Below are 22,267 nucleotides of genomic sequence, written 5' to 3' on the forward strand. Positions count from 1 at the left end.
AGGGCAACTCTGAGCGGCGTCGGCATGTTTCGCACGACGCGCTCAGCCAGCTGGTACAAGCCTTCTCGAAGCACCATAAAGCGCCAGCTTCCCAACCCAGCAGCCCAGCACCAGCAACGCGGCATACACGACCAGCATCACGACTGCCACCACGTTGGAATCCGCGGCGCGTATCAGTTGGTCCCATGTCATCGCTCGAATCGCCAGAAAGCCCAGGCCAACCCCCAGCACCTGCGCCAGCCAGAAGGCCACCGTGCCGAGGACCAGCGCACGCCCTTGACGCGCGGCGCCGATCGGGCGCGGCAGGATTTTCAGGCAGGCGTATGTGCAAAGCAGCAGGAGCAGGGCCGGCAGGATCAGGAAACCCAGCGCATACTGCAGCCAACCCACGGTGAGGGACTGCGCGTTCAGGTAGCTGCCCATGGCGATGCACACACTGAGTTGCCAGCCCAAAATCATCAACCCCGCACTCCAGGCCGCGTGACGCGTTTCATATGCCGGACCACCGGCATCGCTCGCGGGCTGCACGGTTCGCGTGGCGATGCGCACGGCGAGGTACGCGCCCAGGGCTTCCAAGGCAACGGCCAAGGCGCCGAGGAGCAGGCTCATCGTCAGGGCGTGGTTGGCCGCGCCGGCGTGCTGCACGGCGTACAGCACCAGCATGCTGTGCAGATAAATCATCAGCGCCGACACGGCCAGCGAGGACACCAGCGTCAAGATCATGACGATGCCGAAAAGTTTGCGCGGCGCCTCCACGGCGTGCGTGTTGTGCTGGCGCAGCCAGCGATGCGTGGTGCTCCATACGGTCAGGCCGACAAAAATGGATGAGGCCGCAAGGTTTGCCAGGAATGGCACCAGGTACTGCGGCAGGCTGAATGTCTCGCGAAGTTGCGCGGACTCTGGCAGTCCAACCAGCGTGTAGCCTTGCACCAGCGCGGCGAACGCCACGCGCACGATGATGGCTACCAATGCCAGACGCCAAGCGAGAGAGTAGGGGGAGCGGGCGGGAGCGGTCATCAACGTATGAAGGGGTCGAGAGATAACAGCAGCGGAAGGAATCAGGGATCGACCATAGCATGTCACTACCGCAAGACATGCGGCAGCAGTTGCTTGCTCCCAAAACGCGACCGCGCCCGCATGCCGGTAACTGGCATGCGGGCGCGGGGTGGCTGGCGGCGGGCTCGCCTCAGTGCATCTGCCCGTACTTTCCAGAGTTGAAGTCCTGGATCGCCTCGACGATTTCCGCTTGCGAGTTCATCACGAAGGGCCCGTAGCCAACGACCGGCTCGTCGATCGGCTCGCCGCTCAGGATCAAGAACACGGCGTCGTTGTTGGCTTCGACCGTGATGTCCTCTCCCTCTTGCGAGAACAACGCCAATTGCGCATCCCGCGCGACGGATTCGCCGTTGACCAGGACGGTGCCGCGCAGCATGACGAGCATGCTGTTGCGGCCCGCCGGAATCGGGAAGGTCGCCGTCTTACCGGCCGCCAGCTTCACGTCCCACACATCCATCGGCGTGAAGGTCCGCGCCGGGCCCGCCTGGCCGCCGTAGCTGCCGGCGATCACGCGCAGCGTGCCCGCATCATCTGGCAGCGCCACGACCGGGATGTCCGCGTTGAGGATGCCCTGATAGCCGGCCGGCGCCTTCTTGTCCTTGGCGGGCAGGTTGACCCAAAGCTGCACCATTTCCAGCTTGCCGCCCGTGCGGGTGAAGGCATGGGAATGGAATTCCTCGTGCAGGATGCCGGATGCCGCCGTCATCCACTGGACGTCGCCGGGGCCGATGACGCCGCCGTTGCCGGTGGAGTCGCGGTGTTCGACTTCGCCGCTGTAGACGATGGTCACGGTTTCAAAGCCGCGATGCGGGTGCTGGCCGACGCCGCGGGGCTGGCTGGCCGGGCCGAATTCGGCGGGGCCGGCGTAGTCCAGCAGCAGGAACGGGCTGGTGTCGCGGCCCTTGTCGTTGTACGAAAACATGGAGCGCACCGGAAACCCGTCGCCCACCCAATGGGGACGGGGGCTGGCGTGCACGCCGAGGATCTTCTTCATGGTGTGGTTTCCTGTTGCGCGGCCCCTTCGGGGCCGTTCGTCATAGGCAAGAAGATAAGGGCGGAATGCCGATATCGGTAGTGCCCGTGGCTGATAAGCACTGTTCCATGCGGCGAACGATCAGCGCGGGGCCCGTTGGGCGAGGCCGCGGCAGGCGGTATCCTCCCCGGCATGGACAAGATCATGAACGAAGCCGACGCGGCGCGGCGCGATGGCGCGGTGACGGGATTCGCCCCGGTCGTGGGAATGGGCGCGCGGGTGTTGGTGCTGGGTTCCATGCCCGGCGTGGCGTCGTTGCGGCAGGTGCAGTATTACGCGCATCCGCGCAATGCGTTCTGGCCGCTGGCGGCGCGGATATTCGGGTTCGATCCCGGCTTGGACTACGACGCGCGCTTGCGCGCGTTGCAGGCGAACGGCGTGGCGCTGTGGGATGTGCTGCAGGCGTGCGAACGGCCGGGGAGCCTGGATGCCGATATCCGCGGCGATACGCTGGTGCCGAACGATTTTGGAGCATTCCTGGCTTGCCATCCGTCGATCGTGCGCCTCTGTTTCAACGGCGCAAAGGCGGCGGCAATGTTCCGGCGGCATGTGCTGCCGACGTTGGCCGCGCCGAAGCTGGCTTTGTTCGAACTGCCGTCGACCAGCCCCGCCCACGCGGCGGCCAGTTTTGAGCAAAAGCTGGCGGCGTGGGAGCCGGCGTTGAGATTGCCGTCGGCCTGACGCAGCAGACGGCCATGGTGACCTCAGCTCCGTCCCTCAATTGACCGATATCAAGGCTCTATATAACTACAAGTGATAAGTTAATTTCCGTAACACTTAAACGTTTCGGAGTTTAACGATGCACACCCCCAACAGTCCCCCTGAAACGCCGCTTCCGGGCAAGCGCGGCTTTCTGAAAGGGCTGCTCGGCCTGGGCGCCGCCGCCTCGGTCATTCCCATCCACGCCGAGGCCGCGCCCGGCCTGAACGGCCAGCCGCCGCGCCGGCCCGGCATGGCCGGAAAGCGCTACGGCATGGTCGTCGACATGCGCAAATGCATCGGCTGCCAGTCCTGTACGGTGAGCTGTTCGCTGGAGAACGTGCCGCCCATCGGGCAGTTCCGCACCACCGTACTGCAGTACGAGGTCATGCCCGACACCGGTGGCCCCTGTTCCATGGTGATGCTGCCGCGCCTGTGCAACCACTGCGATAAGCCCCCCTGTGTGCCGGTCTGTCCGGTGCAGGCGACGTTCCAGCGCGAGGACGGCATCGTGCTGGTCGACAACGCGCGCTGCGTGGGTTGCGGCTATTGCGTGCAGGCCTGTCCGTACGACGCGCGCTTCATCAATCACGAGACCCATACCGCGGACAAGTGCACGTTCTGCGAGCATCGGCTGGAAGCCGGGCTGCTGCCGGCGTGCGTGGAAAGCTGCGTGGGCGGCGCGCGCGTGATCGGCGACATGAACGATCCGGACAGCGCGATCTCGCAGTTGCTTGCCGAACACAAGGCCGACATCAAGGTGCTCAAGCCCGAGATGAAGACCGATCCCCACGTCTTTTACATCGGCCTGCCCGATGCGTTCGTGCACCAGGTCGACGGCCAGGCCGGCGTGCGCCTGGCGGGTGGTCACTGAGCCAAGGAAGGGGAGACTCTCATGCAAATTTCTGAATTGCTTACGCCGGTCTACGACGCCGCCTGGCTGCCTTGGGCCGTGCAGTATTTCTTTCTGATCGGCATCAGCGCGACGACCGCGCTGACCGCCGCCTTCGCGACGTTTGGGCGTGCGGATTCCGCGTCGCGCCGGCTGTTGCCGGCGGCCGTGACAGTGCTGCTGGTCAGCGCCATCGCCGCGCCGGTGTCGCTGCTGGCCGACCTGCATCAGCCCGGCCGCTTCTGGCACTTCTATGCGCACGTCACGCCTTGGTCTTGGATGTGGCTGGGGGCAGTGCTGCTGCCGGTTTTCGTGACGCTGGCGCTGCTGTTCTGCGCGGCGTGGTGGTGGGGGCGAATCGGGTGGCTGCGGGTGGTGGCGGCGGCGCTGGCGCTCTCAGCGCTGTCCATCCTGGTCTACACCGGGGCCGAGGTGATGGTGCTGCGTTCGCGGCCGTTGTGGCACACCGTGTTTCTGCCGGTCAACTTTGCGCTGACTGCCTGGCTGGGCGCACTGGGCGCGATGTTCCTGGTGGGCCGCTGGCTGCCGGGCGGGCTGCGCGCGCTGCCGGTTGAAATGCTGCGCCGGCTCAGCGTGACCGCCGTGGTGATGATCGCGCTGGGTGCGGGCGCCTGGGCCTTGTTGGGCTTGCTGGGACTGGATCCGTCCTTTGAGGCGGCGCTGCGGCTGTTCGCGGACTTTCCGATCTGGCGCCTGAGTCTGGCGGGCGCTGTGATCACGGCCTTCTGCATCATCGCGCTGCTGCAGCGGCCCGCGCGCACGCTGGCGGCGCCGTTGCCGTCGGCCGCATTGGCGCTGACGATGCTGGGCGCGACGTGGATCTTCCGCTGGGTGGTCTTCATGAGCGTGCAGGGCGTGCCCAAGTACGGCGCGGGACTCTACCTGTACGACATGCCGTGGGGCAGCGACGGGCTGCTGGGCATGGTGGGCGTGCTGGGACTGTGCGTGGCGCTGATCACCGCCGTCACCTGGGCCCTGGACATCTTCCCCGCGCGCGCACGCGCCGTGGCCGCCTGAGCGCGCGCCGACACGACAGCACATGGAAAAGAAAGCAATGGACAAGCAACACGAACATGACAATCGCCGCGAAGACGACAAGCGCCGCGGCGCGGACGATGGCCCGGACCTGCCGCGCGACGAGGCGCGGCGCAAGCTGATGATGCGCGGCGGCATGGTGGCCGGTGGCATGGCGGCTTTTGCGGCGGGGTATGGCGACACGGTCGTCAAGGCGGTCAAGGGGCTGGCGCAGGGCACCGCCGGCGTGCCGACGGCGCACGCCGTGCGCGGCAACTCGCTGACGCCGGAGTTCCGTATCGACCCGCTGACCGGCGCGCTGAGCGCGCAGCCGGGCCAGATCGTCAGCCCGTCGAGCTGTCTGGGCTGCTGGACGCAATGCGGCGTGCGGCTGCGCGTGGACACGGCGGAGAACCGCATCCTGCGGGTGGCCGGCAACCCGTACCATCCGCTGGCCACGACGCGCCCCGCGGCCATGGACACGCCCGTGCGCGAGGTCTATGCGCAGTTGGGCGGCGACGGCGGGCTGGAAGGGCGCGCCACGTCGTGTGCGCGCGGCTCGGCCATGCTGGAGCAGATGGACAGTCCGTATCGCGTGTTGCAGCCGATGAAGCGCGTGGGCAAGCGCGGTGACGGCAAATGGCAGACGATCAGCTTCGAGCAATTGGTGGAGGAAGTCTGTGAAGGCGGCGACCTGTTTGGCGAAGGTCACGTGGACGGCCTGCGCGCGATCTACGACCGCGAGACGCCGCTGGACCCGGACAATCCGGAATACGGGGCGAAGGTCAACCAGTTCCTCTTTACCGACGCGTCCAACGAAGGGCGCACGCCGCTGATCCAGCGCTTTGCCGGCCAGTCGTTCGGCACCGTCAACTTCAGCAATCACGGTTCGTACTGCGGCCAGAGCTTCCGGGTGGGGGCGGGCGCGGCGCTGGGCGACCTGAAGGGCATGCCGCACGGCAAGCCGGACTGGGACAACGCCCGCTTTGGCCTGTTCATCGGCGCGGCGCCCGCGCAGGCTGGCAACCCTTTCCAGCGCCAGGCCCGCCAGTTGGCCGAGGCGCGGGTGCGGCCCGGCGAATCCGCGTTCACCTACGTGGTGGTGTCGCCTGTGCTGCCGGCCTCGTCCAGCCTGTCGGCGGGATCGGGCAATGAATGGGTGCCGGTCAATCCGGCCAGCGACCTTGCGCTGGCGATGGGGCTGATCCGCTGGATCCTGGACAACGAACGCTTCGACGCGCGCATGCTGGCGCAACCGGGTCCGACCGCCATGAAGGCAGCGGGCGAGGCGGCGTGGACCAACGCGACGCATCTGGTGGTGGCCGAACCGGGCCATCCGCGTTTGGGCGCGTTTCTGCGCGGGGCGGACATGGGCTGGGCGCGCCCGGCCGATGCGGACGAGAAATGGGAAGACGTGTATGTCGTGCGTCTGGCCGACGGCACGCTGGCGCCGCACACGACGGCGTCATCGGCCGAGCTGTTTGCCGATGACGCCATCGCCGCGCCCGGCATGGCCGATGCGCCGACTGCGCTGCGGGTGCGGACTTCGCTGACCTTGCTGCGAGAGGAGTCGCGCCGCAAGACGCTGGATGAGTACGCCGCGCTCTGCGGCGTGCCCGCGGCCAAGATCGCGTCGCTGGCCGAGCGCTTTACCAGTCACGGCAAGCGCGCCGTGGCCGATGCGCACGGCGGCACCATGAGCGGCGCGGGCTTTTACACCGCCTACGCGATCGCCATGCTGAACACGCTGGTGGGCAACTTGAACGTGGAGGGCGGACTGGTGCTGGATGCCGGGCCGTTCCCGCCCTACGGCGCGGGGCCGCGCTACAACATCGCCGGTTTTGCGAACAAGGCGTCGCCCAAGGGCGTGTCGCTGTCGCGCAACCGCTTTCCGTACGAGAAATCCAGCGAATTCAAGCGCAAGAAGGCCGCGGGCCAGCCTGCCTATCCGGCAGCCGCCCCGTGGTATCCGGCGACGGGCGGCCTCAGTTCCGAGATGCTGGCGTCGGCGCTGGCGGGCTATCCGTATCGCGCCAAGGTCTGGTTCAACCACATGAGCAATCCGGTCTACGGCATTGCCGGGTTCCGCCACGTGGCGCTGGAAACGCTGAAGGACCCGCGCGTCCTGCCGCTGGCGGTGTCGATCAACCCCTTCATCAACGAGACCAACGCGCTGGCCGACTACATCGTGCCGGACACCGTCACGTACGAAAGCTGGGGCGTGTCGGCGCCATGGGCCGACGTGGTGGCCAAGGCATCGACGGTGCGCTGGCCCGCGGTGCAACCGCGCGTGGCGCGCACGGCCACTAGCGAGCCCGTGTGCCTGGAAACCTTCCTGATCGCGTGCGCCAAGCGCCTGGGCATGCCGGGATTCGGCGAGGGCGCCATCTCGGACAAGGACGGCGGCAAGTACGCGCTGGACACGCCCGAGGATTTCTTCTTGCGCGGCATGGCCAACATCGCGTTTGCGGCGGGACGTCCGGTGCCGGCGGCCAGCGACGACGATATGGCGCTGACGGGCGTCGACCGCTACCGCGACCTGTTGCAGAGCAAACTCAAACCGGGCGAATGGCGGCAGGTGGCCATGCTGATGAGCCGAGGCGGGCGCTTTGACCGGATGGAAGACGCGTGGACGCAAGCGGGCGAACAGCCGCGCCGCACGCGCGTGGCCTACGCAAAACCGCTGCATGTCTGGAGCGAGGAACTGGCAGGCTTCCGCCACGCGATGACGGGCGAGCGCTACAGCGGCTGTCCCACCTGGTATCCGACGCGGCTGGCCGACGGGCGCGACATGCGGGACGAATACCCGCGGCAGGACTGGCCGTTCTTGCTGAGTTCGTTCAAGTCCAACCTGATGAGCTCGCTGTCTATTGGCGTGAACCGCCTGCGTCAGGTGCATCCGCACAATCCGGTGTCGATCAGCCGGCAGGACGGCGAACGGCTGGGCATCCGCAACGGGGACACGGTGCGCATCGTCACGCCGGGCGGGTCCGTGACGGGGCTGGCGCTGCTGCGCGACGGGGTTCAGCCGGGCGCGCTGGGCATCGAGCATGGTTACGGGCATACCGAGCTGGGGGCGCGCGCGCACATCGTGGACGGCACGCCGATGCCGCACGATCCGGCCCTGGCCGCGGGGGTCAACCTGAACGATCTGGGCTTTGGGGACGCGACGCGCGGCCAGCACGCCAACGTCTGGATCGATTGGGTGTCGGGCGCGGCGGTGCGGCAGGGCTTGCCGGCGCGGATCGAGCGGGTTTGATCCGAGGGAAAGCGGGTCAGCGCACGACGGTGTCAGCCACCAGTTCCAGCCCGTCGGCGCGGGGACCCACGTCCGTCAGCACGCCGCTCAAGTCTCCGGACTGGGCGGCAGCGTTGCCCGAGCGGCTGACGCGGATCTCCACGCGCACCTTGCCCGCCTTGGACAGCGTCGCGTCCGGCGACATGGCGGTACTGTCGTCCAGGACGAAGGCCCGGGGCAGGTCCGCGACCTGCATCTTCAGGATGGCGACGGGCATGCGGGATCCCTCCATGGGACGTGCCAGGATGAAGACGGTGTCGTTCGGCGCAACCTGGCCGCGCAGGGCTTCAGCAATGCGGGCCTGACCGGCGATACGGGCGGGCGAGGACGGTGTGACGGCTGAAGGCGCGGACGTTGAGGCGGCCGTCGCCATGGCGCGCGCCTGCGCGATATTCGTCTGGATCTGCCGCGCCGCGTCCGAGTCTGCCGGCAGCAGCCTCTGCAACCGTTCCCAGTGCGTCAGCGCCTCGGCGGCGTCGCCGCGGCGCATGGCCATCATGCCGGCCAGCGCCAGCGCCTTGGGCTGATCCGGCTCGGCCTGCAACGCCTGCGCAACGGCTGCGACGGAGTCCTCGTCGGGCTGTCCCTTCCGCGCCGACAGCAGCGCGTCGGCCAGATCCGCCAGCACCACGGGCTGGCCGGGCACCAGCCGCAACACCTCTTGATACGCGGCAATGGCATCGTTGTAGCGGCCCAGCGTTTCGTAGGAGCGGGCCAGCATGTACCAGCCGTCGGCGTCATCGGGCGAGGCGCGCAGCCGCTGAGCCAGCGCGTTGATTGCCAGCGCCATGTCGTTGTCCGCCTCCTGTGCGTGCGGTTCGGGCGTTTGCGACATGGCGATCGTGGCCGCCGCGCGCGGATTGCCCAACTGCCCATACAACAGCACGGCGGCCACCGGGACGGCCACCGTCAGCACGCACGCCGCGGCAATGCTGGCGCGCTGGCCGCCCAACCGCGCGCGGGGATCGCGGCGCATCGCCAGGTCCTGCAGCAGATCGCGTTGCAGCTCTTCGTCGGCGCGGGCGTACGCTTGCGGGCTGAGGGCGCCATGGTCCAGATCGCGCCGGAGCTGCTCGCGTTGCGCCAGGTAGAAGGCGCGCACGCTGGCATCCGAGGCGGTTTCCGCGGCCGGCGTGCGGCGCAGCAGCGGCGGCACGAGACACAACAACGTGGCCAGGAGCAGGGCCAGGACGATGAGCCAGAGCGTGGTCATGAGCCGGAATCCAGGAAGCGGGCGGCGCGGGCGCGTTCGTCCGCGGTCAGCGGTGCGCGCGCGCCGGTGCGGCGCTTGAGCGTTCGCACCAGCACCAGGAAGCCCACCGCCAGCAGCGCGAACGGACCCACCCACAGCAGCCAGGTGATCGGCTTGAAGGGCGGGTCGTACCGCACGAAGTCGCCGTAGCGGTCTTCGAAGAAGCGCATGATCTCGGCGTCAGTCTTGCCTTCGGCAAGTTGACCGCGGATGAGCTTGCGCATGTCCAGGGCGAGGGGCGCGTTGGACTCGGCCAGGGTCTGGTTCTGGCAGACGAGGCAACGCAGGCCGTGTGCGAGCTTGTCGGCGCGCTGTTCCTGGTCGGTGGACAGCACGGGCCCCGGCGTGGGTGCGGCGTGCAGGATTGCCGGGGACAACTGCATCGCCAGCAGCAGGCAGAGCAGAAGCCGCAGGGGCAGGGCGCGCATTGCGGTCATTGCAGCGCCTCGATGACGGGTTGCAGCCGCGTGCGCCACAGCTCCGGCGTGATGAGGCCCAGATGCTTGTACCGGATGCGGCCGTCGCCGTCGATCACGAACGTCTCGGGCACGCCGTAGACGCCGTACTCGATGCCCACGCGCCCGTCGACATCGCTGGCGGACGCGACGTAGGGATTGCCATTGCGCGCCAGCCACTGCCGCGCCTCGTCGGGCTTGTCCTTGTAGTTCAGGCCAAACAGCGCAATGCCATGGCGCTGCGCGACCTCGCGCAGCACGGGCAATTCGTCCTTGCACGGTCCGCACCACGAGGCCCACACGTTCAGCAGCCACACCTTGCCCCGCTGCGATTCCACGTCCAGTGTCTTGCCGGGTTCCAGCAGATCCGGCAGGCCGATGGCGGGCGCGGGCTTGTCAATCATTGCCGACGGCACCGCGCGCGGATCGCGCGACAGCCCCTTCGCAAGAAACACGGCCATGGCCAGGAACACGGCAAGCGGCAGCAGATAGCGCAGCATCAGTAGCCCTCTCGCGCCGCGCCGGCGGTTTCGGGCTGGGCGGCTTGCGCGTCCTTGCGCGCCTGCGCCTCGCGCGCGCGCCGGTAGCGTCCGTCGCCCGCGGCCAGCAGGCCGCCCAGCGCCATCAGGATGCAGCCGGTCCAGATCCAGGTCATGAAGGGCTTGACCTGGATGCGCACGGTCCAGGCGTTGTCGGCCACGGGCTCGCCCAGCGCCACGAAAAGGTCGCGCGTAAAGCCGGTGTCGATGTCGGCCTGGCTGAGCGCCATGTCCTGCACGGTGTAGTGGCGCTTTTCGGGATACAGCGTCACCACGGGCTTGCCATCGCGCACGACATGGAACACAGCACGCTGCGCGGTGTAGTTGGGACCGGTGGCCGGGCCGATGCCGGCAAACGTGAACTGGTAGCCGCCGGCTTCCTGCGTGGCGCCCACGTCAACGCGCAGCTCGCGTTTGACCTCATAGCCGTTGGCCAGCGTGACGCCCGCGATGAAGACGCCGATGCCCGCATGCGCCAGCAGCATGCCGTACCACGAGCGCGGCTGGCGGGTCAGCCGCCGCAGCACGTCGCCGTCGCCGTCCGTCAGGCGTTGCCACGCGTGCGCCGCGGCGCTGGCGACCGACCACGCGGCCAGCCACAGGCCCAGCATGATCATCGGCGATCCAAAGCGCGAAGCGCCGGGCATCGCCAGCGGCACGAGCACTGCCGTCAGCACGCTCACCGCAAAGGCCACGCGCAGGCGCTTGCCCAGGTCGGGGAGCTCTGCCTGTTTCCAGCGGGCGATCGGGCCCACGCCCATCAGGAAGATCGCGGGCGTCATGAGCGGCACGAACACGGCTTCGAAGTAGGGCGGGCCGATGGAGATCTTGCCCCACTCCAGCACATCCAGCACGACGGGATACAACGTGCCCAGCAGCACGGAACCTGCGGCGACCGTGAGCACGACGTTGTTGGACAGCAGCAGCGATTCACGCGACAGCAGTGAAAAGCCGCCGCCCAGCCCGACCGTTGGCGCGCGCCAGGCGTACAGGGCGAGCGAACCGCCCACGATCACCGTCATGAACGCAAGGATGTACAGCCCGCGCCCGGGATCCACCGCGAAGGCATGGACCGAGGTCAGCACGCCCGAGCGCACGAGGAACGTGCCCAGGATGCTCAGCGAAAACGTGCAGATGGCCAGCAGCACCGTCCAGCTTCGGAACGCGCCGCGCCGCTCGGTGACGATCAGCGAATGGATAAGCGCGGTGCCCGCCAGCCAGGGCATGAAGGACGCGTTCTCGACAGGGTCCCAGAACCACCAGCCACCCCAGCCCAGCACGTAGTACGCCCAAGCGCTGCCCAGCAGGATGCCGATGGTCAGGAACGTCCATGCGGCCAGCGTCCATGGCCGCACCCAGCGCGCCCACATCGCGTCCAGTTCGCCCGACAGGAGCGCTGCGATGGCAAACGCGAACGCCACCGAAAAGCCGACGTAGCCCATGTACAGCATGGGCGGATGCACGATCATGCCGGGATCCTGCAACAGCGGGTTCAGGTCGCGGCCGGCCATCGCGGCCGGAATCAGGCGCTCGAACGGGTTGGACAGGAACAGCATGAACAGCAGCAGGCCGACGCTGATCCAGCCCATCACTGCCAGCACGCGGCCCACGAAAGCCAAGGGCAGCCGCTTGCTGCACAGCGCCACGGCCAGCGTCCACGCGGTCAGCAGGAGCTGCCACAGCAGCAGCGACCCTTCATGCCCGCCCCAGACCGCCGCGAAGCGGTAGCCAGCCGGCAGGTCCGCGTGGGAATTCGCGGCCACGTACAGGACCGAAAAGTCGTTATGCACGAAGGCCCACGCCAGGCAGGCGAAGGCGAGCGTCGTCAGGCCGAACTGCCCGATGGCCGCAGGCCGCGCCACGCGCAGTCCCGCCTGCCAGCCGGAGGCTGCGCCGAGGAGCGGCAGGACGCCCTGCGCCAGCGCCATCAGCAGCGCGAGGATCAGCGCGAAGAGGCCGATTTCGGGGATCATCGCGCCTCCGTCTGCAAGGTGGAGGCAGCCCGTTGCTCCGCCTTCTTGATGGCATCGGCTGCTTCGGGCGGCATGTAGTTTTCGTCGTGCTTGGCCAGCACTTCGGTGGCGCGGAACACGCCGTCCGCGCCCATCTTGCCGGCCACCACCACGCCCTTGCCCTCGCGGAACAGGTCCGGCAGCAAGCCCTGATAGGTGACGGGCACGGCGTGGGCGGTGTCGGTCACGGCAAAGCGCAGCGTCAGGCCGTCGGTCTCGCGCCGCAGCGAGCCTTGTTCGACCAGGCCTCCGACGCGAAAGCTGCCGCTGGCGGGCGCCTCGCGTGCGATGACCTGCGTCGGGCTGAAGAAGAACACCAGATTCGATTGCAGGGCGTTGAGCACCAGCGCGGTAGCCAGGCCCAGTAGCACGAGGCCGCCCACGACGGCGAACGCGCGGCGCTTGCGCGGGCTCATCAGCGCGTCCTTCCTGCGTCACGGGCGGGGCTGCTCACATTTTCCTGCCGCCGGCCGCTTCGGCGCGCGCGCCGCCACAGCGCCAGCACTTCCCACGCCATCAGCAGAAACGTGACGCCGTAGGCGCCCAGGATGTACGGCCCATGGCCTTGCAGCGAAAAGAGGACGTCCCAGCTCATGGCGCCTCCGTCCGGGCGCCGCGCCGCGAGCCGCCCGCCGGCGCGCCCGGCTGCCCGCCGCCTATCTGTCCGCCGATCTTCTGGACGGCGCCCGGCTCGCGCTCTGCAATGATCCCGCGCACGCGCGCCAGCGCGACCGCCGCGCTGTACAGCCAGAACGCCGCCACCATCAGCAGCATCGCGGTCACCATGATGCGCGCCATGCTCGGGGCCGTTGTCAGATTGATCGACGCGCCCTGATGCAGCGTGCTCCACCACTGCACCGAGAAATAGATGATCGGCACATTGACCACGCCCGCCAGCAGCAGGATCGCGCCGCCCCGGTCCGCGCGCTGCGTGTCGTCGGTAGCGGCCTGCAGCGCCATGAAGCCCAAGTACAGGAACAGCAGAATCAGCTCGGACGTGAGCCGCGCGTCCCACACCCACCACGTGCCCCACGTGGGCTTGCCCCACAGCGCACCCGTCCACAGCGTCAGGAAGGTGAAGATCGCGCCAGTGGGCGCCAGCGCGCGCATCATCATGAACGACAGGCGCGTATTGAAGATGAGGCCCAGCGCTGCATAGCCCGCCATCACCAGGTACAGGAACATCGACATCCAGGCCGCGGCCACGTGGATGAACAGGATGCGATAGACCTCGCCCTGCTGGCTGTCGACAGGCGCGACCACCAGCCCCGTGTAAAGCCCGACCGCCGCAAAGAGGGCGGCGCCCGCGCCCAGAAAGGGAATCATCCGCCCGGCCAGCGGATAGAACAGCGCGGGCGACGCGAAGCGCAGCCACGTCGATCGCGCGGGCGCGGCGTGGGGGGAGTCGAAGGTGGAGGGATTGTGCATCGGTAACCTCAGTCCAGCGCCACGCGCAGCGCCGCCGACGCGCTCCAGGGGCAAAGCAGAATCGCCAGGCACAGGCCGGCGCCCAGCAGCGAAAGCTGCGGCCCCGCGCCCAGGCCGGCGTGCGTGGCCGACACGGCGCCCGCGCCGAAGATCAGCACCGGCACGTACAGCGGGAGCACCACCAGCGGCAGCAGCGCGCCGCCGCGCAGGCCCAGCGTCAGCGCCGCGCCCAGGCCGCCCACCAGCGCGAGCGTCGGCGTACCCAGCAGCAGGGACAGCACCAGAACGCCGATGGCATGCGGCGACAGGCCAAACTGCAGCGCCAGCACCGGGCTGGCGAGAATCAGCGGCACGCAGGTGCTGAACCAGTGCGCGCCCAGCTTCACGCCCACCAGCAGCGGCAGCGGATGCGGCGACACCAGCAGCTGTTCCAGCGCGCCGTTGTCGTAGTCCTGCGCAAAGGGGCGATGCAGGCTCAGCAGAATGCCGAGCAGCGCGCAAACCCACAAGACGCCCGGGCCGATCGCCAGCAGCAGCACGGGATCCGGTCCCACCGCCAGCGGAAACAGCGAACCCGTGACGATGAAGAACAGCGTCGCGCCCAGCGTGTCCGCCGGTCGACGCCAGGCCAGCCGGACTTCACGCAATGCCAACTGAGACAGCGTTGCCAGCATCCGCGTAGTCATCCATGTTCAGGGTTTGGGTGTGATGGGCAGGGGTGCCGGGCGCGCGGTGCGAGGCGACGACGGCTGCGCCGCCCGCGGCCAGGTGTGCGCCAAGCGCCTGCGCCAGTTGTTCCAGACTGGCCGCGTCCAGGCCGGCGTCGGGCTCGTCCAGCAGCCACAGCGGCTTGGCGCCCAGCACCACGGCGGCCAGCGCCAGCCTGCGGCCCTGGCCCTGCGACAGGCGCGCGGCGGGCGTGTGCAGGCAGGCGCCCAGGCGCCAGTCGTCAAGGCAGGCGGCGATCGCGTCGTCGTGCCGCGGCGTGCCGGCCACGTGCAGGTTGCACCGCAGGTTTTCCAGCGCGGTCAGGTCGCCCGACAGGCCGTTCCCGTGTCCCAGATACGCCGTGCGCGCAAAGTGCGCCGCGGGATCGCGGCGGATGTCGCCGTCCGGGTCGAAGATGCCGCCGTCCAAGGGCCGCAGCAGGCCGGCCAGCATGCGCAAGAGGCTGGTCTTGCCGCTGCCGTTGGCTCCTTGCACGTTCAACAACTGCCCGGCGTGCAGTTCAAAATCCAGCGCGCCGGTGCCGCCGCGCCGGCTGACCAGCCCGCGCGCGCTCAGCACCGGCAGCGGCGCGTCAGCGGGCCGCATTGGCCACCTCGTTGGACGCCCTGGCCGGCGGCGTCGCTTCGGAGGTCTGGCCCGGCGGAATGTGCGGCAGCGTGTGGGCGATGCCCTTGTGGCAGTCGATGCAGGTCTTGGACCGGTCGGCCAGGTAGGTCGAGTGCATGTTCTGCGCCCGCACGCTCTGGCGGGTGAAGTCCATGTACTCGTAGTTGTGGCAGTTGCGGCATTCCAGCGAGTCGTTCGCCTTGAAGCGCGCCCATTCGTGCTGCGCCAGTTCCAGCCGCTTGTCGACGAACTTCTCGCGCGTGTCGATCGTGCCGAAGATCTTGCCCCAGACTTCCTTGGACGCCTGCATTTTGCGGGCGATCTTGTCGGTCCAGTTGTGGGGCACGTGGCAGTCGGAGCACAGCGCACGCACGCCGGAACGATTGGTGAAGTGGATCGTGCCCTTCAGCTCCGAGTACACGTTGTCGCGCATTTCATGGCAGCCGGTGCAGAACTTCTCGGTGTTCGTCAGCTCCATGGCGGTGTTGAACGCGCCCCAGAACAGGATGCCGCCGATGAACCCGCCCACGGTCAGAAAGCCCAGGCTGAAGTGCACACTGGGCCGCCGGATGATGTTCCAGTAACGCTTGATGAGCTTGACCATGACGGGCTCCTGTCCCTTACTTCTTGTCGGGCGCCGGAGCGGAGAGGCGCTTGAGGATCACGTCGATGTCCTGGAAATTGTTCGGGACCAGCGGCTTGGCCTCCGTTTGCGGCACGTGGCACTGCAGACAGAAGTAGCGGCGCGGCGACACTTCGGCCAGCACGTTGCTGTCGCGGTCCATATAGTGCGTCACGCTCAGCGGGACCGCCTGGGTCTGCTCGGTGTTGACCCGCGCGTGACAGGCCAGACAGCGGTTGAAGTTCTTGTCGATCTGGTAACCGTCGATCTTGTGCGGAATGGTGGGCGGCTGCATCGAATAGGTGCGCATGCGCCGCACGTCGCGGTTTTCCACCGGCGGCATCAGGGGCGGCGTGGCCGACTCGGTCAGGGGCGTCGGCCCCCGCATGGGATCGATCATCGGATCGGTCGGCGCCGCCCAGGCGTTTGCGCCGATCAGAAAGACCAGGGCGATCGAAGTGGCGCGAATGTTCATGAGCGTCTCCGTCGGGCCGTCAAGCCTTGGTGATCTTGACCGCGCACTTCTTGAAGTCGGTCTGGAACGAGATCGGATCGGTGGCGTCGAGCGTGACCTTGTTGATCAGTTGGCCGGCGTCGAACCAGGGCACGAACACCAGGCCGCGCGGCGGCTTGTTGCGTCCGCGCGTTTCCAGCCGGGTCTGCATCTTGCCGCGCCGCGACGCAATCTCCACCAGTACGCCGCGCCGCAGCCCCATGGCCTGCGCATCGTCCGGGTGCATGAAACAGACCGCGTCGGGAAAGGCGCGGTACAGCTCCGGTACGCGCCGCGTCATCGAACCCGAATGCCAATGCTCCAGCACGCGGCCAGTGGACAGCCAGAAGGGGTATTCCTCGTCCGGCACTTCGGGCGGCGGCTCGTAGGGCAGGGCATAGATGTTGGCCTTGCCGTCCGGGTTGCCATAGAAATTGAAGCCGGAACCCACCTTCACATAGGGATCCGCCTTTTCGCGATAGCGCCAGCGCGTCTCGACCCCGTCCACCACGGGCCAGCGCAGCCCGCGCACCTGGTGATAGGTGTCAAAGGGCGCCAGATCGTGGCCATGGCCGCGGCCGAACTCCGCATATTCCTCGAAGAGCCCCTTCTGCACGTAGAAGCCGAACGCCTTGGCCTCGTCGTTGGCGTACTCCGGGTCCAGCTCCGTGTTCGGAAACTTGTTGACCTTGCCGTTTTCGTACAGCACCTGAAAGAGGGTCTTGCCCCGCAGCTCGGGCTTTTTGGCCAGCAGGTCCGCGGGCCAGACCTCGTCGGTCGTGAAGCGCTTGGAGAACTCCATCAGTTGCCACAGGTCCGACCGCGCGCCGCTGGGCGCGTTGACCAACTGGTGCCAGAACTGCGTGCGGCGCTCGGCGTTGCCGTAGGCGCCTTCCTTTTCCACCCACATGGCGGTGGGCAGCACCAGATCGGCCGATATCGTGGTCACCGTCGGATAGGCGTCGGACACCACGATGAAATTCGCCGGATTGCGGTAGCCGGGATAGCCCTCGTTCAACATGTTGGCCGCGGCCTGCATGTTGTTGTTGACCATCACCCAGTAGGCGTTGATGGTGCCGTCCTTCAGCATGCGGTTCTGCAGGACGGCGTGCGCGCCGACCTTCTCGGGGATGGTCCCGTCGGGCAGCCCCCAGACCTCTTCGGCGCGCGCCCGGTGCTTCGGGTTGGTCACGACCAGATCCGCGGGCAGGCGATGCGAGAACGTGCCCACCTCGCGCGCCGTGCCGCAGGCGGACGGCTGGCCCGTCAGGGAGAACGGGCTGTTGCCCGGCGTGGAGATCTTGCCCGTCAGCAGATGGATGTTGTAGACCAGATTGTTCGCCCACACGCCGCGTGTGTGCTGGTTGAAACCCATGGTCCAGAACGACATGACGCGGATCTTCGGATCGGCGTACAGCTCGGCCAGCGCTTCCAGATTCCGCTTTGGCACGCCGGTCAGTTTGGCGGTGTATTCCAGGTCGTACTTGGAGACGAACTTCGCGTATTCGTCGTAAGTGATCGGGCGCGAGCCGCCAGCGTTGTTGGCGTTCTTGGCGGCCTTCTGCAGCGGGTGCTCAGGACGCAGGCCGTAGCCGATGTCGGTATTGCCTTCCAGAAACCGGGTGTGCTCGTCAACGAACTCGCGATTGACGCGCTTGGTCTTGATGATGTGGTTGGCGATGTAGTTCAGGATCGCCAGGTCGGTCTGCGGCGTGAACGTCAGCGAGATGTCTGCCAATTCATACGACCGGTTCTCGAAGGTGGACAGCACCACCACTTTGGTATTGGGCTTGCTCAACCGCCTGTCGGTCACGCGCGTCCACAGGATCGGGTGCATTTCGGCCATGTTCGCGCCCCACAGCACGAAGGCGTCGGCGTTCTCAATGTCGTCATAGCAGCCCATGGGCTCGTCGGCGCCAAAGGTGCGGATGAAACCCACCGCCGCCGACGCCATGCAGTGCCGCGCGTTCGGATCGAGGTTGTTGGTGCGAAACCCCGCCTTCATCAGCTTGAGCGCGGCGTAACCTTCCCAGATGGTCCACTGGCCCGAGCCGAACATGCCGACGGCCTCAGGGCCCTTGTCCTTGAGCACGCGCTTGAACTGTTCGGCCATGACGTCGAACGCCTGGTCCCAGGACACCGGCGCCAGCTCGCCGTCCTTGGCGTACTTGCCGTCCTTCATGCGCAGCAGCGGCGTCGTCAGCCGGTCGTTGCCGTACATGATCTTGGACAGGAAATAGCCCTTCACGCAGTTCAGGCCGCGGTTGACCTCGGCGTTGAAGTCGCCGTGCGTTGCCACGACCTGGTTGTCCTTCACCGCGACGTTCACGCCGCAGCCGGTCCCGCAGAACCTACAGGGCGCCTTCGACCACTTCAGCTTGGCCGCTTCCGATTCGGTCACGATGTTCTGTGTGTAGCCCACGATGGGGATGCCGGCTACCGTGGCGGCAGCGGCGGCGGCAGATTGCTTGATGAACTCTCTACGAGCCATGGACATCGTCAATCTCCTCATTCATCGCGGCAAGCGTGTCGGAATGCTGATACACCAGCGCCGACGCCAGCACGCCATCCAGCCGCTGGATCTCGGCGATCTGCGCAAGCATGTCTTCGGTAGAGGGAGCTTCCAGGGTGACGACCAGCTTGCCGGTCTCGGAAGCGCCGTGGATTTCCGCGCCTGCGATCGCGAGGATCGCGCCGCGCACGTCAGCCAGCCGGCGCGGGGCGGCATGCACCACCATGCTGGCGATGTGCAGCTCGGGCGCCGCGCTACAGGGCGCGGGGGCGGGCTGACTGGGGGGGAAGGGGGGGCGCAGGCTTTGCATCAGCTTCCCGGGGGGCCCGCGAACATCTGGTAGATCCAGACCGCAAAACCGTACCCGGCCACGATGATCACTGCCAACACCGGGGCCATGACTGCCGTCAGGAATAGGAAACTTCGCAGTTCCTGGGCTTTTGTGTAGCCATCGGATTCGTCTTGCACACACCACCTCGCAGCAGAAACTTGTAGGGGTATTGCGTTAAACGTACGGATGCGAAAGTTTGTAGCAGATGAGCTTGCGCTGCGTCAATGTTGCAACACAGCGAAATAATGTCGGAGAGGTCGGGGGGGGCGGGGGACCGGCCGTTGGGTCGCCAGCCGCCGCGTCGCCGGCCGCCGGATCGCCGGCCGCCCATTAACCCGTTGCAAATTAGTCCGGAGCGGGTCAACCGCCGATGCGTTAACCGATCGCGCCGTAGATGCGCCGCGCGTCCGCCGCCGTCGCCAGCGGCCGGCCCAGCGCCCGCGCGCCTTGCGCGGCCTGGGCGACCAGCGCCGCGTTGTCCGGCGCCACCGACCCGTCGCGCAGTTTCAGGTTGTTTTCGAAGCCCACGCGCATGTGGCCCCCAAAGGCCGCCGCGGTCGTGACGCAGGCGTTTTCCTCGGGACCGAAGGCGCAGATCGCCCAGGGCAACGAATGATCGTACGCGGCCAGGAACGGCAGCAGATCGTAGGCCGACGACGTCTGTCCCGCGCTGTAGCGTCCCAGCACGAACAGCACCGACCAGGCGCCCGGCGGCACCAGCCCGCGCGCGCGCAGCGACAGCCAGCGGCGCACGTCCGCTTCGTCGTACAGGATGATCTGCGTCATGATGCGCCGCTCGGCCAGCCACGCCAGGAAGGCCGCCAGCTCCGCTTCCGGAATGCCGGGCACGGCAATTTCGCGCAGGCCGATGGAGACGGCTTCGGGCTGCAATTCGCGCACCATGGCGATCTGCTCGGCCGCCTGATAGACGCCCGCCGCCTCGCTGGTCACCTGCACCAGCAGGTCGTCGCCAACCGCGCGCTGCACCGCTGCGAGCGCGTCGCGGTACGCCTGCGCGTCCAGCAGATGGCTGCCGTCGGGCTTTCTGACATGCATGTGCATCATCGCGGCGCCGGCGTCCAGGCATGCGCGAGCCTCGGCGGCCAGCGCCTCCGCGGTCAGCGGCACGGCGGGGTGATCGGCTGCCTTCTTGTAGGCGCCGTTGGGCGCGACGGTAATGATGACGGGAGAGTCGGCCAGGGCGGCGCGGGGCAGGGACCCAGCCACGAAGTCGGAGGTAGGCATATTCAAGGCTTGATCTCCGGCAGTTCGGGAGCGATCAGGTCCAGGCCCGCGCGCAGCAGCCTGTCGTAGCGGGCGCGTTCGGCGGCAATGGTCTCCGGCGTCCAGGCATAGAAGCCTTCGCCTGCCTTCATGCCATGCCGGCCGTCGGCGGCGCGTTCGGTCAGGCAGCGCGCGGGGTGGTCGGCGTTGCAGAACGTGGGATACATCGTGGCGCCGGCCGCCGCGTGCACGTCGATGCCCGCGTGATCGCGCTGCATCACGGGACCCGCCGCGAGGAACCGGAAGCCGAAGCCGAAGCGCACTGCGGCATCCACATCCTCGGGCGACGCGATGCCCCGGTCGATAAGGTCGAAGGCTTCGCGCGACAGCGCATGCTGCAGGCGGTTTGCCAAAAAGCCGGGAAGATCCTGCTTCACCTTGACCGGCACGCTGCCGCAGCGCCGCATGAAGTCGATCAGCGTATCGGCGCAGGCATCATCGCTGGCCTCGCCCAGCACCACTTCCACAAGCGGCACCAGATGCGCCGGCATGAAGAAGTGCAGGCCCAGCATGCGGCCGCGGGTGTCCAGCCCTTCGCTGATCGCGCTGATCGGGAAGCTGGAACTGTTGCTGGCCAGAATCGCATCGGGCCGCGAGCGCCGCGCCAAGTCCGCAAAGAGCGCCTGCTTGATGTCCAGACGCTCGGGAATGCACTCGATCACCAGATCCACCGTCGACCAGTCCACGTCGTCCAGCGACGGCGCGGTGGCCAGCAGGGAGGCGTTTTCCTCGCGTCCGATGGTCTTCAAGTTTTCCGCAACTCGCGCCGGCAGACCGGCCGCGCGCTGGGCATTCGATTCGATCACCGTTGTGCGGCACGCCGCTCGCGTCAAGACGACGGCGACATCCGCGCCCATCGTGCCGCCGCCCACCACCACCGCATGCGCCGCGCCCGGATTGGGCAGCGCCTTTGTGTCTTTCTGCATGCTGTTCTCCTGATTCTGAAACCACGCTTGGGCGCGAGTGTAGAGAAGCACGGTTGATTGATGAATCAGAATTTTTGAATAGAATGATCGGTCAATCAGATCAATAAGTCGGGGACAAATCATGCAGATCAACCTGTCGATGCGCGACATCGACACGACGCTGGTGCTGGGCCGCACACTCAATTTCCGCCAGGCCGCCGGGCAGTTGCATTTGTCGCAATCCGCGCTGTCCACACAGATCCAGCGGATCGAGGACGCGCTGGGCGTGCGCCTCTTCGACCGCACCACGCGCACGGTGCGGCTGACGGCGGCGGGCGAGGTCTTCCTGCAGCAGGCCGCGACCCTGCAGGCGGCATTCCGCGACGCCATCGCCGCAGTAGGCAGCATCTCCAGTGCGGAACAGGGGCAGGTCTCGGTGGCGGCGCTGCCATCGCTGGCTGCTCGGCTGTTGCCGCGCGTCTTGATGACGTACCGCCAGGCGCATCCGCATGTCGCGCTGAAGGTTCGCGACACGCTCTCCGGTCCGGCCTTCGACCTGGTGCGCGCGGGCGAGGTCGATTTCGCACTGACCGCCGCCGATCCGCAGCACGCCGACCTGCATTACGTGCCGCTGATGTCCGATAGCTTCATCCTGCTGATCCCCGAGGCGCATCCGCTTGCGCGCGCAAAGGGTCCGCTGCGCTGGGCCGACACGGCCGGCGCGGAGCATGTGTCGATGGTGCATCCGAGCAGTGTGCGCCAGTACACGGAATGGGCTTTCCTGCAAAACCGCATCCGCTTCGCGCCCGCCTTCGAAGCCGAACACCTGACGACCATCGTGGCAATGGTCGAATGCGGCTTCGGGGTCGCGGCGTTGCCGGAGATCGCCGCTGGCGCGGTCGCGCAGACCGGCATCGTGCAGCGGCGCCTGACGGCGCCGGTGGCCGAGCGTTCGATTGGATTGGTGACGGCGCGCAACCGTAGCTTGTCTCCTGCTGCGGTGGCGCTGGTTCAGACGTTAAGGGAATACGTGGCGGCGCAGGCGCGGTGATAGGAGCGACGAGTGATCGAGCAGTGAGGGGGAGC

Annotated in this window: 23 protein-coding genes; 5 read left to right on the forward strand and 18 right to left on the reverse strand. The window is 67.4% G+C overall.

Annotated features, from left to right (window positions below; all coding sequences use genetic code 11):
- Window positions 1-42 precede the first annotated feature (42 nt).
- Both ASD71_RS22260 and ASD71_RS22265 read right to left on the reverse strand, forming a co-directional pair.
- Window positions 43-1,017 carry a hypothetical protein gene (locus ASD71_RS22260; protein WP_056569880.1) on the reverse strand — a complete coding sequence of 325 codons (975 nt, stop codon included), beginning with the start codon at window positions 1,015-1,017 and terminating at the stop codon, window positions 43-45.
- 169 nt (window positions 1,018-1,186) lie between these two features.
- Window positions 1,187-2,050 (reverse strand): pirin family protein, encoded by an 864-nt coding sequence (locus ASD71_RS22265; RefSeq protein WP_056569881.1) that lies wholly within the window; start codon window positions 2,048-2,050, stop codon window positions 1,187-1,189.
- A gap of 183 nt (window positions 2,051-2,233) precedes the next feature.
- Between ASD71_RS22265 and ASD71_RS22270 the strand changes: the two genes are divergently transcribed.
- The 4 genes from ASD71_RS22270 (at window position 2,234) to ASD71_RS22285 (ending at window position 7,974) form a co-directional block, all read left to right on the forward strand.
- Window positions 2,234-2,770 carry a DNA-deoxyinosine glycosylase gene (locus ASD71_RS22270; protein ID WP_156395261.1) on the forward strand — a complete coding sequence of 179 codons (537 nt, stop codon included), beginning with the start codon at window positions 2,234-2,236 and terminating at the stop codon, window positions 2,768-2,770.
- A 118-nt stretch (window positions 2,771-2,888) separates the two neighbouring features.
- On the forward strand, window positions 2,889-3,662 hold the full coding sequence (dsrO, locus tag ASD71_RS22275; protein ID WP_056569883.1) for a sulfate reduction electron transfer complex DsrMKJOP subunit DsrO: 774 nt from the start codon (window positions 2,889-2,891) through the stop codon (window positions 3,660-3,662).
- A 21-nt stretch (window positions 3,663-3,683) separates the two neighbouring features.
- The gene (nrfD, locus tag ASD71_RS22280; protein ID WP_056569884.1) at window positions 3,684-4,718 is read left to right on the forward strand and encodes an NrfD/PsrC family molybdoenzyme membrane anchor subunit; all 1,035 of its coding nucleotides are present in this window, start codon (window positions 3,684-3,686) and stop codon (window positions 4,716-4,718) included.
- Window positions 4,719-4,755: 37 nt separating this feature from the next.
- Window positions 4,756-7,974, forward strand: coding sequence for a tetrathionate reductase subunit A (locus ASD71_RS22285; protein WP_369818990.1), 3,219 nt, complete (start codon window positions 4,756-4,758; stop codon window positions 7,972-7,974).
- A gap of 16 nt (window positions 7,975-7,990) precedes the next feature.
- On the opposite strand, the gene ccmI is transcribed toward ASD71_RS22285, so the two are convergent.
- From ccmI to ASD71_RS22365, 16 genes are all read right to left on the reverse strand, one after another.
- Window positions 7,991-9,226, reverse strand: a complete 1,236-nt coding sequence (ccmI, locus tag ASD71_RS22290) for a c-type cytochrome biogenesis protein CcmI (RefSeq protein ID WP_056569885.1) — start codon at window positions 9,224-9,226, stop codon at window positions 7,991-7,993.
- Window positions 9,223-9,693, reverse strand: coding sequence for a cytochrome c-type biogenesis protein (locus tag ASD71_RS22295; RefSeq protein ID WP_082579037.1), 471 nt, complete (start codon window positions 9,691-9,693; stop codon window positions 9,223-9,225). The genes ccmI and ASD71_RS22295 overlap by 4 nt, the downstream gene beginning before the upstream one ends.
- Before the next feature lie 5 nt (window positions 9,694-9,698).
- Window positions 9,699-10,220, reverse strand: a complete 522-nt coding sequence (locus ASD71_RS22300; protein WP_056569886.1) for a DsbE family thiol:disulfide interchange protein — start codon at window positions 10,218-10,220, stop codon at window positions 9,699-9,701.
- Window positions 10,220-12,232 (reverse strand): heme lyase CcmF/NrfE family subunit, encoded by a 2,013-nt coding sequence (locus ASD71_RS22305; RefSeq protein ID WP_056569887.1) that lies wholly within the window; start codon window positions 12,230-12,232, stop codon window positions 10,220-10,222. The genes ASD71_RS22300 and ASD71_RS22305 overlap by 1 nt, the downstream gene beginning before the upstream one ends.
- The gene (ccmE, locus tag ASD71_RS22310; RefSeq protein ID WP_056569889.1) at window positions 12,229-12,687 is read right to left on the reverse strand and encodes a cytochrome c maturation protein CcmE; all 459 of its coding nucleotides are present in this window, start codon (window positions 12,685-12,687) and stop codon (window positions 12,229-12,231) included. The genes ASD71_RS22305 and ccmE overlap by 4 nt, the downstream gene beginning before the upstream one ends.
- On the reverse strand, window positions 12,687-12,866 hold the full coding sequence (gene ccmD / locus ASD71_RS22315; protein ID WP_056569891.1) for a heme exporter protein CcmD: 180 nt from the start codon (window positions 12,864-12,866) through the stop codon (window positions 12,687-12,689). Before ccmD ends, ccmE begins: the two co-directional genes overlap by 1 nt.
- Entirely contained in the window at window positions 12,863-13,699 is an 837-nt protein-coding gene (ccmC, locus tag ASD71_RS22320; protein ID WP_235512292.1) for a heme ABC transporter permease CcmC, read from the reverse strand. The genes ccmD and ccmC overlap by 4 nt, the downstream gene beginning before the upstream one ends.
- 8 nt (window positions 13,700-13,707) lie before the next feature.
- Window positions 13,708-14,373 carry a heme exporter protein CcmB gene (gene ccmB / locus ASD71_RS22325; RefSeq protein ID WP_056569892.1) on the reverse strand — a complete coding sequence of 222 codons (666 nt, stop codon included), beginning with the start codon at window positions 14,371-14,373 and terminating at the stop codon, window positions 13,708-13,710.
- Window positions 14,339-15,013: a heme ABC exporter ATP-binding protein CcmA gene (gene ccmA / locus ASD71_RS22330; RefSeq protein ID WP_056569893.1), complete on the reverse strand. Its 675-nt coding sequence runs from the start codon at window positions 15,011-15,013 to the stop codon at window positions 14,339-14,341. The genes ccmB and ccmA overlap by 35 nt, the downstream gene beginning before the upstream one ends.
- Window positions 15,000-15,638, reverse strand: coding sequence for a cytochrome c3 family protein (locus ASD71_RS22335; protein ID WP_056569895.1), 639 nt, complete (start codon window positions 15,636-15,638; stop codon window positions 15,000-15,002). The genes ccmA and ASD71_RS22335 overlap by 14 nt, the downstream gene beginning before the upstream one ends.
- A 16-nt stretch (window positions 15,639-15,654) precedes the next feature.
- Window positions 15,655-16,131, reverse strand: coding sequence for a nitrate reductase cytochrome c-type subunit (locus ASD71_RS22340; protein WP_056569896.1), 477 nt, complete (start codon window positions 16,129-16,131; stop codon window positions 15,655-15,657).
- Between the two features lie 19 nt (window positions 16,132-16,150).
- The gene (gene napA, locus ASD71_RS22345) at window positions 16,151-18,646 is read right to left on the reverse strand and encodes a periplasmic nitrate reductase subunit alpha (protein WP_056569897.1); all 2,496 of its coding nucleotides are present in this window, start codon (window positions 18,644-18,646) and stop codon (window positions 16,151-16,153) included.
- Window positions 18,630-18,971 (reverse strand): chaperone NapD, encoded by a 342-nt coding sequence (locus tag ASD71_RS22350; RefSeq protein WP_056569898.1) that lies wholly within the window; start codon window positions 18,969-18,971, stop codon window positions 18,630-18,632. Before ASD71_RS22350 ends, napA begins: the two co-directional genes overlap by 17 nt.
- Window positions 18,971-19,129, reverse strand: a complete 159-nt coding sequence (gene napE, locus ASD71_RS22355) for a periplasmic nitrate reductase, NapE protein (RefSeq protein WP_056569899.1) — start codon at window positions 19,127-19,129, stop codon at window positions 18,971-18,973. The genes ASD71_RS22350 and napE overlap by 1 nt, the downstream gene beginning before the upstream one ends.
- Before the next feature lie 238 nt (window positions 19,130-19,367).
- Window positions 19,368-20,237 carry a 3-keto-5-aminohexanoate cleavage protein gene (locus ASD71_RS22360; RefSeq protein ID WP_056569900.1) on the reverse strand — a complete coding sequence of 290 codons (870 nt, stop codon included), beginning with the start codon at window positions 20,235-20,237 and terminating at the stop codon, window positions 19,368-19,370.
- A gap of 2 nt (window positions 20,238-20,239) precedes the next feature.
- Window positions 20,240-21,202: a 3-hydroxyacyl-CoA dehydrogenase family protein gene (locus tag ASD71_RS22365; protein ID WP_056569902.1), complete on the reverse strand. Its 963-nt coding sequence runs from the start codon at window positions 21,200-21,202 to the stop codon at window positions 20,240-20,242.
- Window positions 21,203-21,323: 121 nt separating this feature from the next.
- Between ASD71_RS22365 and ASD71_RS22370 the strand changes: the two genes are divergently transcribed.
- Window positions 21,324-22,232, forward strand: a complete 909-nt coding sequence (locus tag ASD71_RS22370) for a LysR family transcriptional regulator (RefSeq protein ID WP_056569904.1) — start codon at window positions 21,324-21,326, stop codon at window positions 22,230-22,232.
- Window positions 22,233-22,267 lie beyond the last annotated feature (35 nt).

The sequence above is a fragment of the Achromobacter sp. Root565 genome, from assembly GCF_001427425.1.
Lineage (GTDB): Bacteria > Pseudomonadota > Gammaproteobacteria > Burkholderiales > Burkholderiaceae_B > Achromobacter > Achromobacter spanius_D.

What these genes read in the sequence shown, in the direction of transcription:
- ASD71_RS22260 (WP_056569880.1), bottom strand. Translation starts at nt 1,017, where the DNA reads ATGACCGCTCCCGCCCGCTCCCCCTACTCTCTCGCTTGGCGTCTGGCA.
- ASD71_RS22265 (WP_056569881.1), bottom strand. Translation starts at nt 2,050, where the DNA reads ATGAAGAAGATCCTCGGCGTGCACGCCAGCCCCCGTCCCCATTGGGTG.
- ASD71_RS22270 (WP_156395261.1), top strand. Translation starts at nt 2,234, where the DNA reads ATGAACGAAGCCGACGCGGCGCGGCGCGATGGCGCGGTGACGGGATTC.
- dsrO (WP_056569883.1), top strand. Translation starts at nt 2,889, where the DNA reads ATGCACACCCCCAACAGTCCCCCTGAAACGCCGCTTCCGGGCAAGCGC.
- nrfD (WP_056569884.1), top strand. Translation starts at nt 3,684, where the DNA reads ATGCAAATTTCTGAATTGCTTACGCCGGTCTACGACGCCGCCTGGCTG.
- ASD71_RS22285 (WP_369818990.1), top strand. Translation starts at nt 4,756, where the DNA reads ATGGACAAGCAACACGAACATGACAATCGCCGCGAAGACGACAAGCGC.
- ccmI (WP_056569885.1), bottom strand. Translation starts at nt 9,226, where the DNA reads ATGACCACGCTCTGGCTCATCGTCCTGGCCCTGCTCCTGGCCACGTTG.
- ASD71_RS22295 (WP_082579037.1), bottom strand. Translation starts at nt 9,693, where the DNA reads ATGCGCGCCCTGCCCCTGCGGCTTCTGCTCTGCCTGCTGCTGGCGATG.
- ASD71_RS22300 (WP_056569886.1), bottom strand. Translation starts at nt 10,220, where the DNA reads ATGCTGCGCTATCTGCTGCCGCTTGCCGTGTTCCTGGCCATGGCCGTG.
- ASD71_RS22305 (WP_056569887.1), bottom strand. Translation starts at nt 12,232, where the DNA reads ATGATCCCCGAAATCGGCCTCTTCGCGCTGATCCTCGCGCTGCTGATG.
- ccmE (WP_056569889.1), bottom strand. Translation starts at nt 12,687, where the DNA reads ATGAGCCCGCGCAAGCGCCGCGCGTTCGCCGTCGTGGGCGGCCTCGTG.
- ccmD (WP_056569891.1), bottom strand. Translation starts at nt 12,866, where the DNA reads ATGAGCTGGGACGTCCTCTTTTCGCTGCAAGGCCATGGGCCGTACATC.
- ccmC (WP_235512292.1), bottom strand. Translation starts at nt 13,699, where the DNA reads ATGCACAATCCCTCCACCTTCGACTCCCCCCACGCCGCGCCCGCGCGA.
- ccmB (WP_056569892.1), bottom strand. Translation starts at nt 14,373, where the DNA reads ATGCTGGCAACGCTGTCTCAGTTGGCATTGCGTGAAGTCCGGCTGGCC.
- ccmA (WP_056569893.1), bottom strand. Translation starts at nt 15,013, where the DNA reads ATGCGGCCCGCTGACGCGCCGCTGCCGGTGCTGAGCGCGCGCGGGCTG.
- ASD71_RS22335 (WP_056569895.1), bottom strand. Translation starts at nt 15,638, where the DNA reads ATGGTCAAGCTCATCAAGCGTTACTGGAACATCATCCGGCGGCCCAGT.
- ASD71_RS22340 (WP_056569896.1), bottom strand. Translation starts at nt 16,131, where the DNA reads ATGAACATTCGCGCCACTTCGATCGCCCTGGTCTTTCTGATCGGCGCA.
- napA (WP_056569897.1), bottom strand. Translation starts at nt 18,646, where the DNA reads ATGTCCATGGCTCGTAGAGAGTTCATCAAGCAATCTGCCGCCGCCGCT.
- ASD71_RS22350 (WP_056569898.1), bottom strand. Translation starts at nt 18,971, where the DNA reads ATGCAAAGCCTGCGCCCCCCCTTCCCCCCCAGTCAGCCCGCCCCCGCG.
- ASD71_RS22360 (WP_056569900.1), bottom strand. Translation starts at nt 20,237, where the DNA reads ATGCCTACCTCCGACTTCGTGGCTGGGTCCCTGCCCCGCGCCGCCCTG.
- ASD71_RS22365 (WP_056569902.1), bottom strand. Translation starts at nt 21,202, where the DNA reads ATGCAGAAAGACACAAAGGCGCTGCCCAATCCGGGCGCGGCGCATGCG.
- ASD71_RS22370 (WP_056569904.1), top strand. Translation starts at nt 21,324, where the DNA reads ATGCAGATCAACCTGTCGATGCGCGACATCGACACGACGCTGGTGCTG.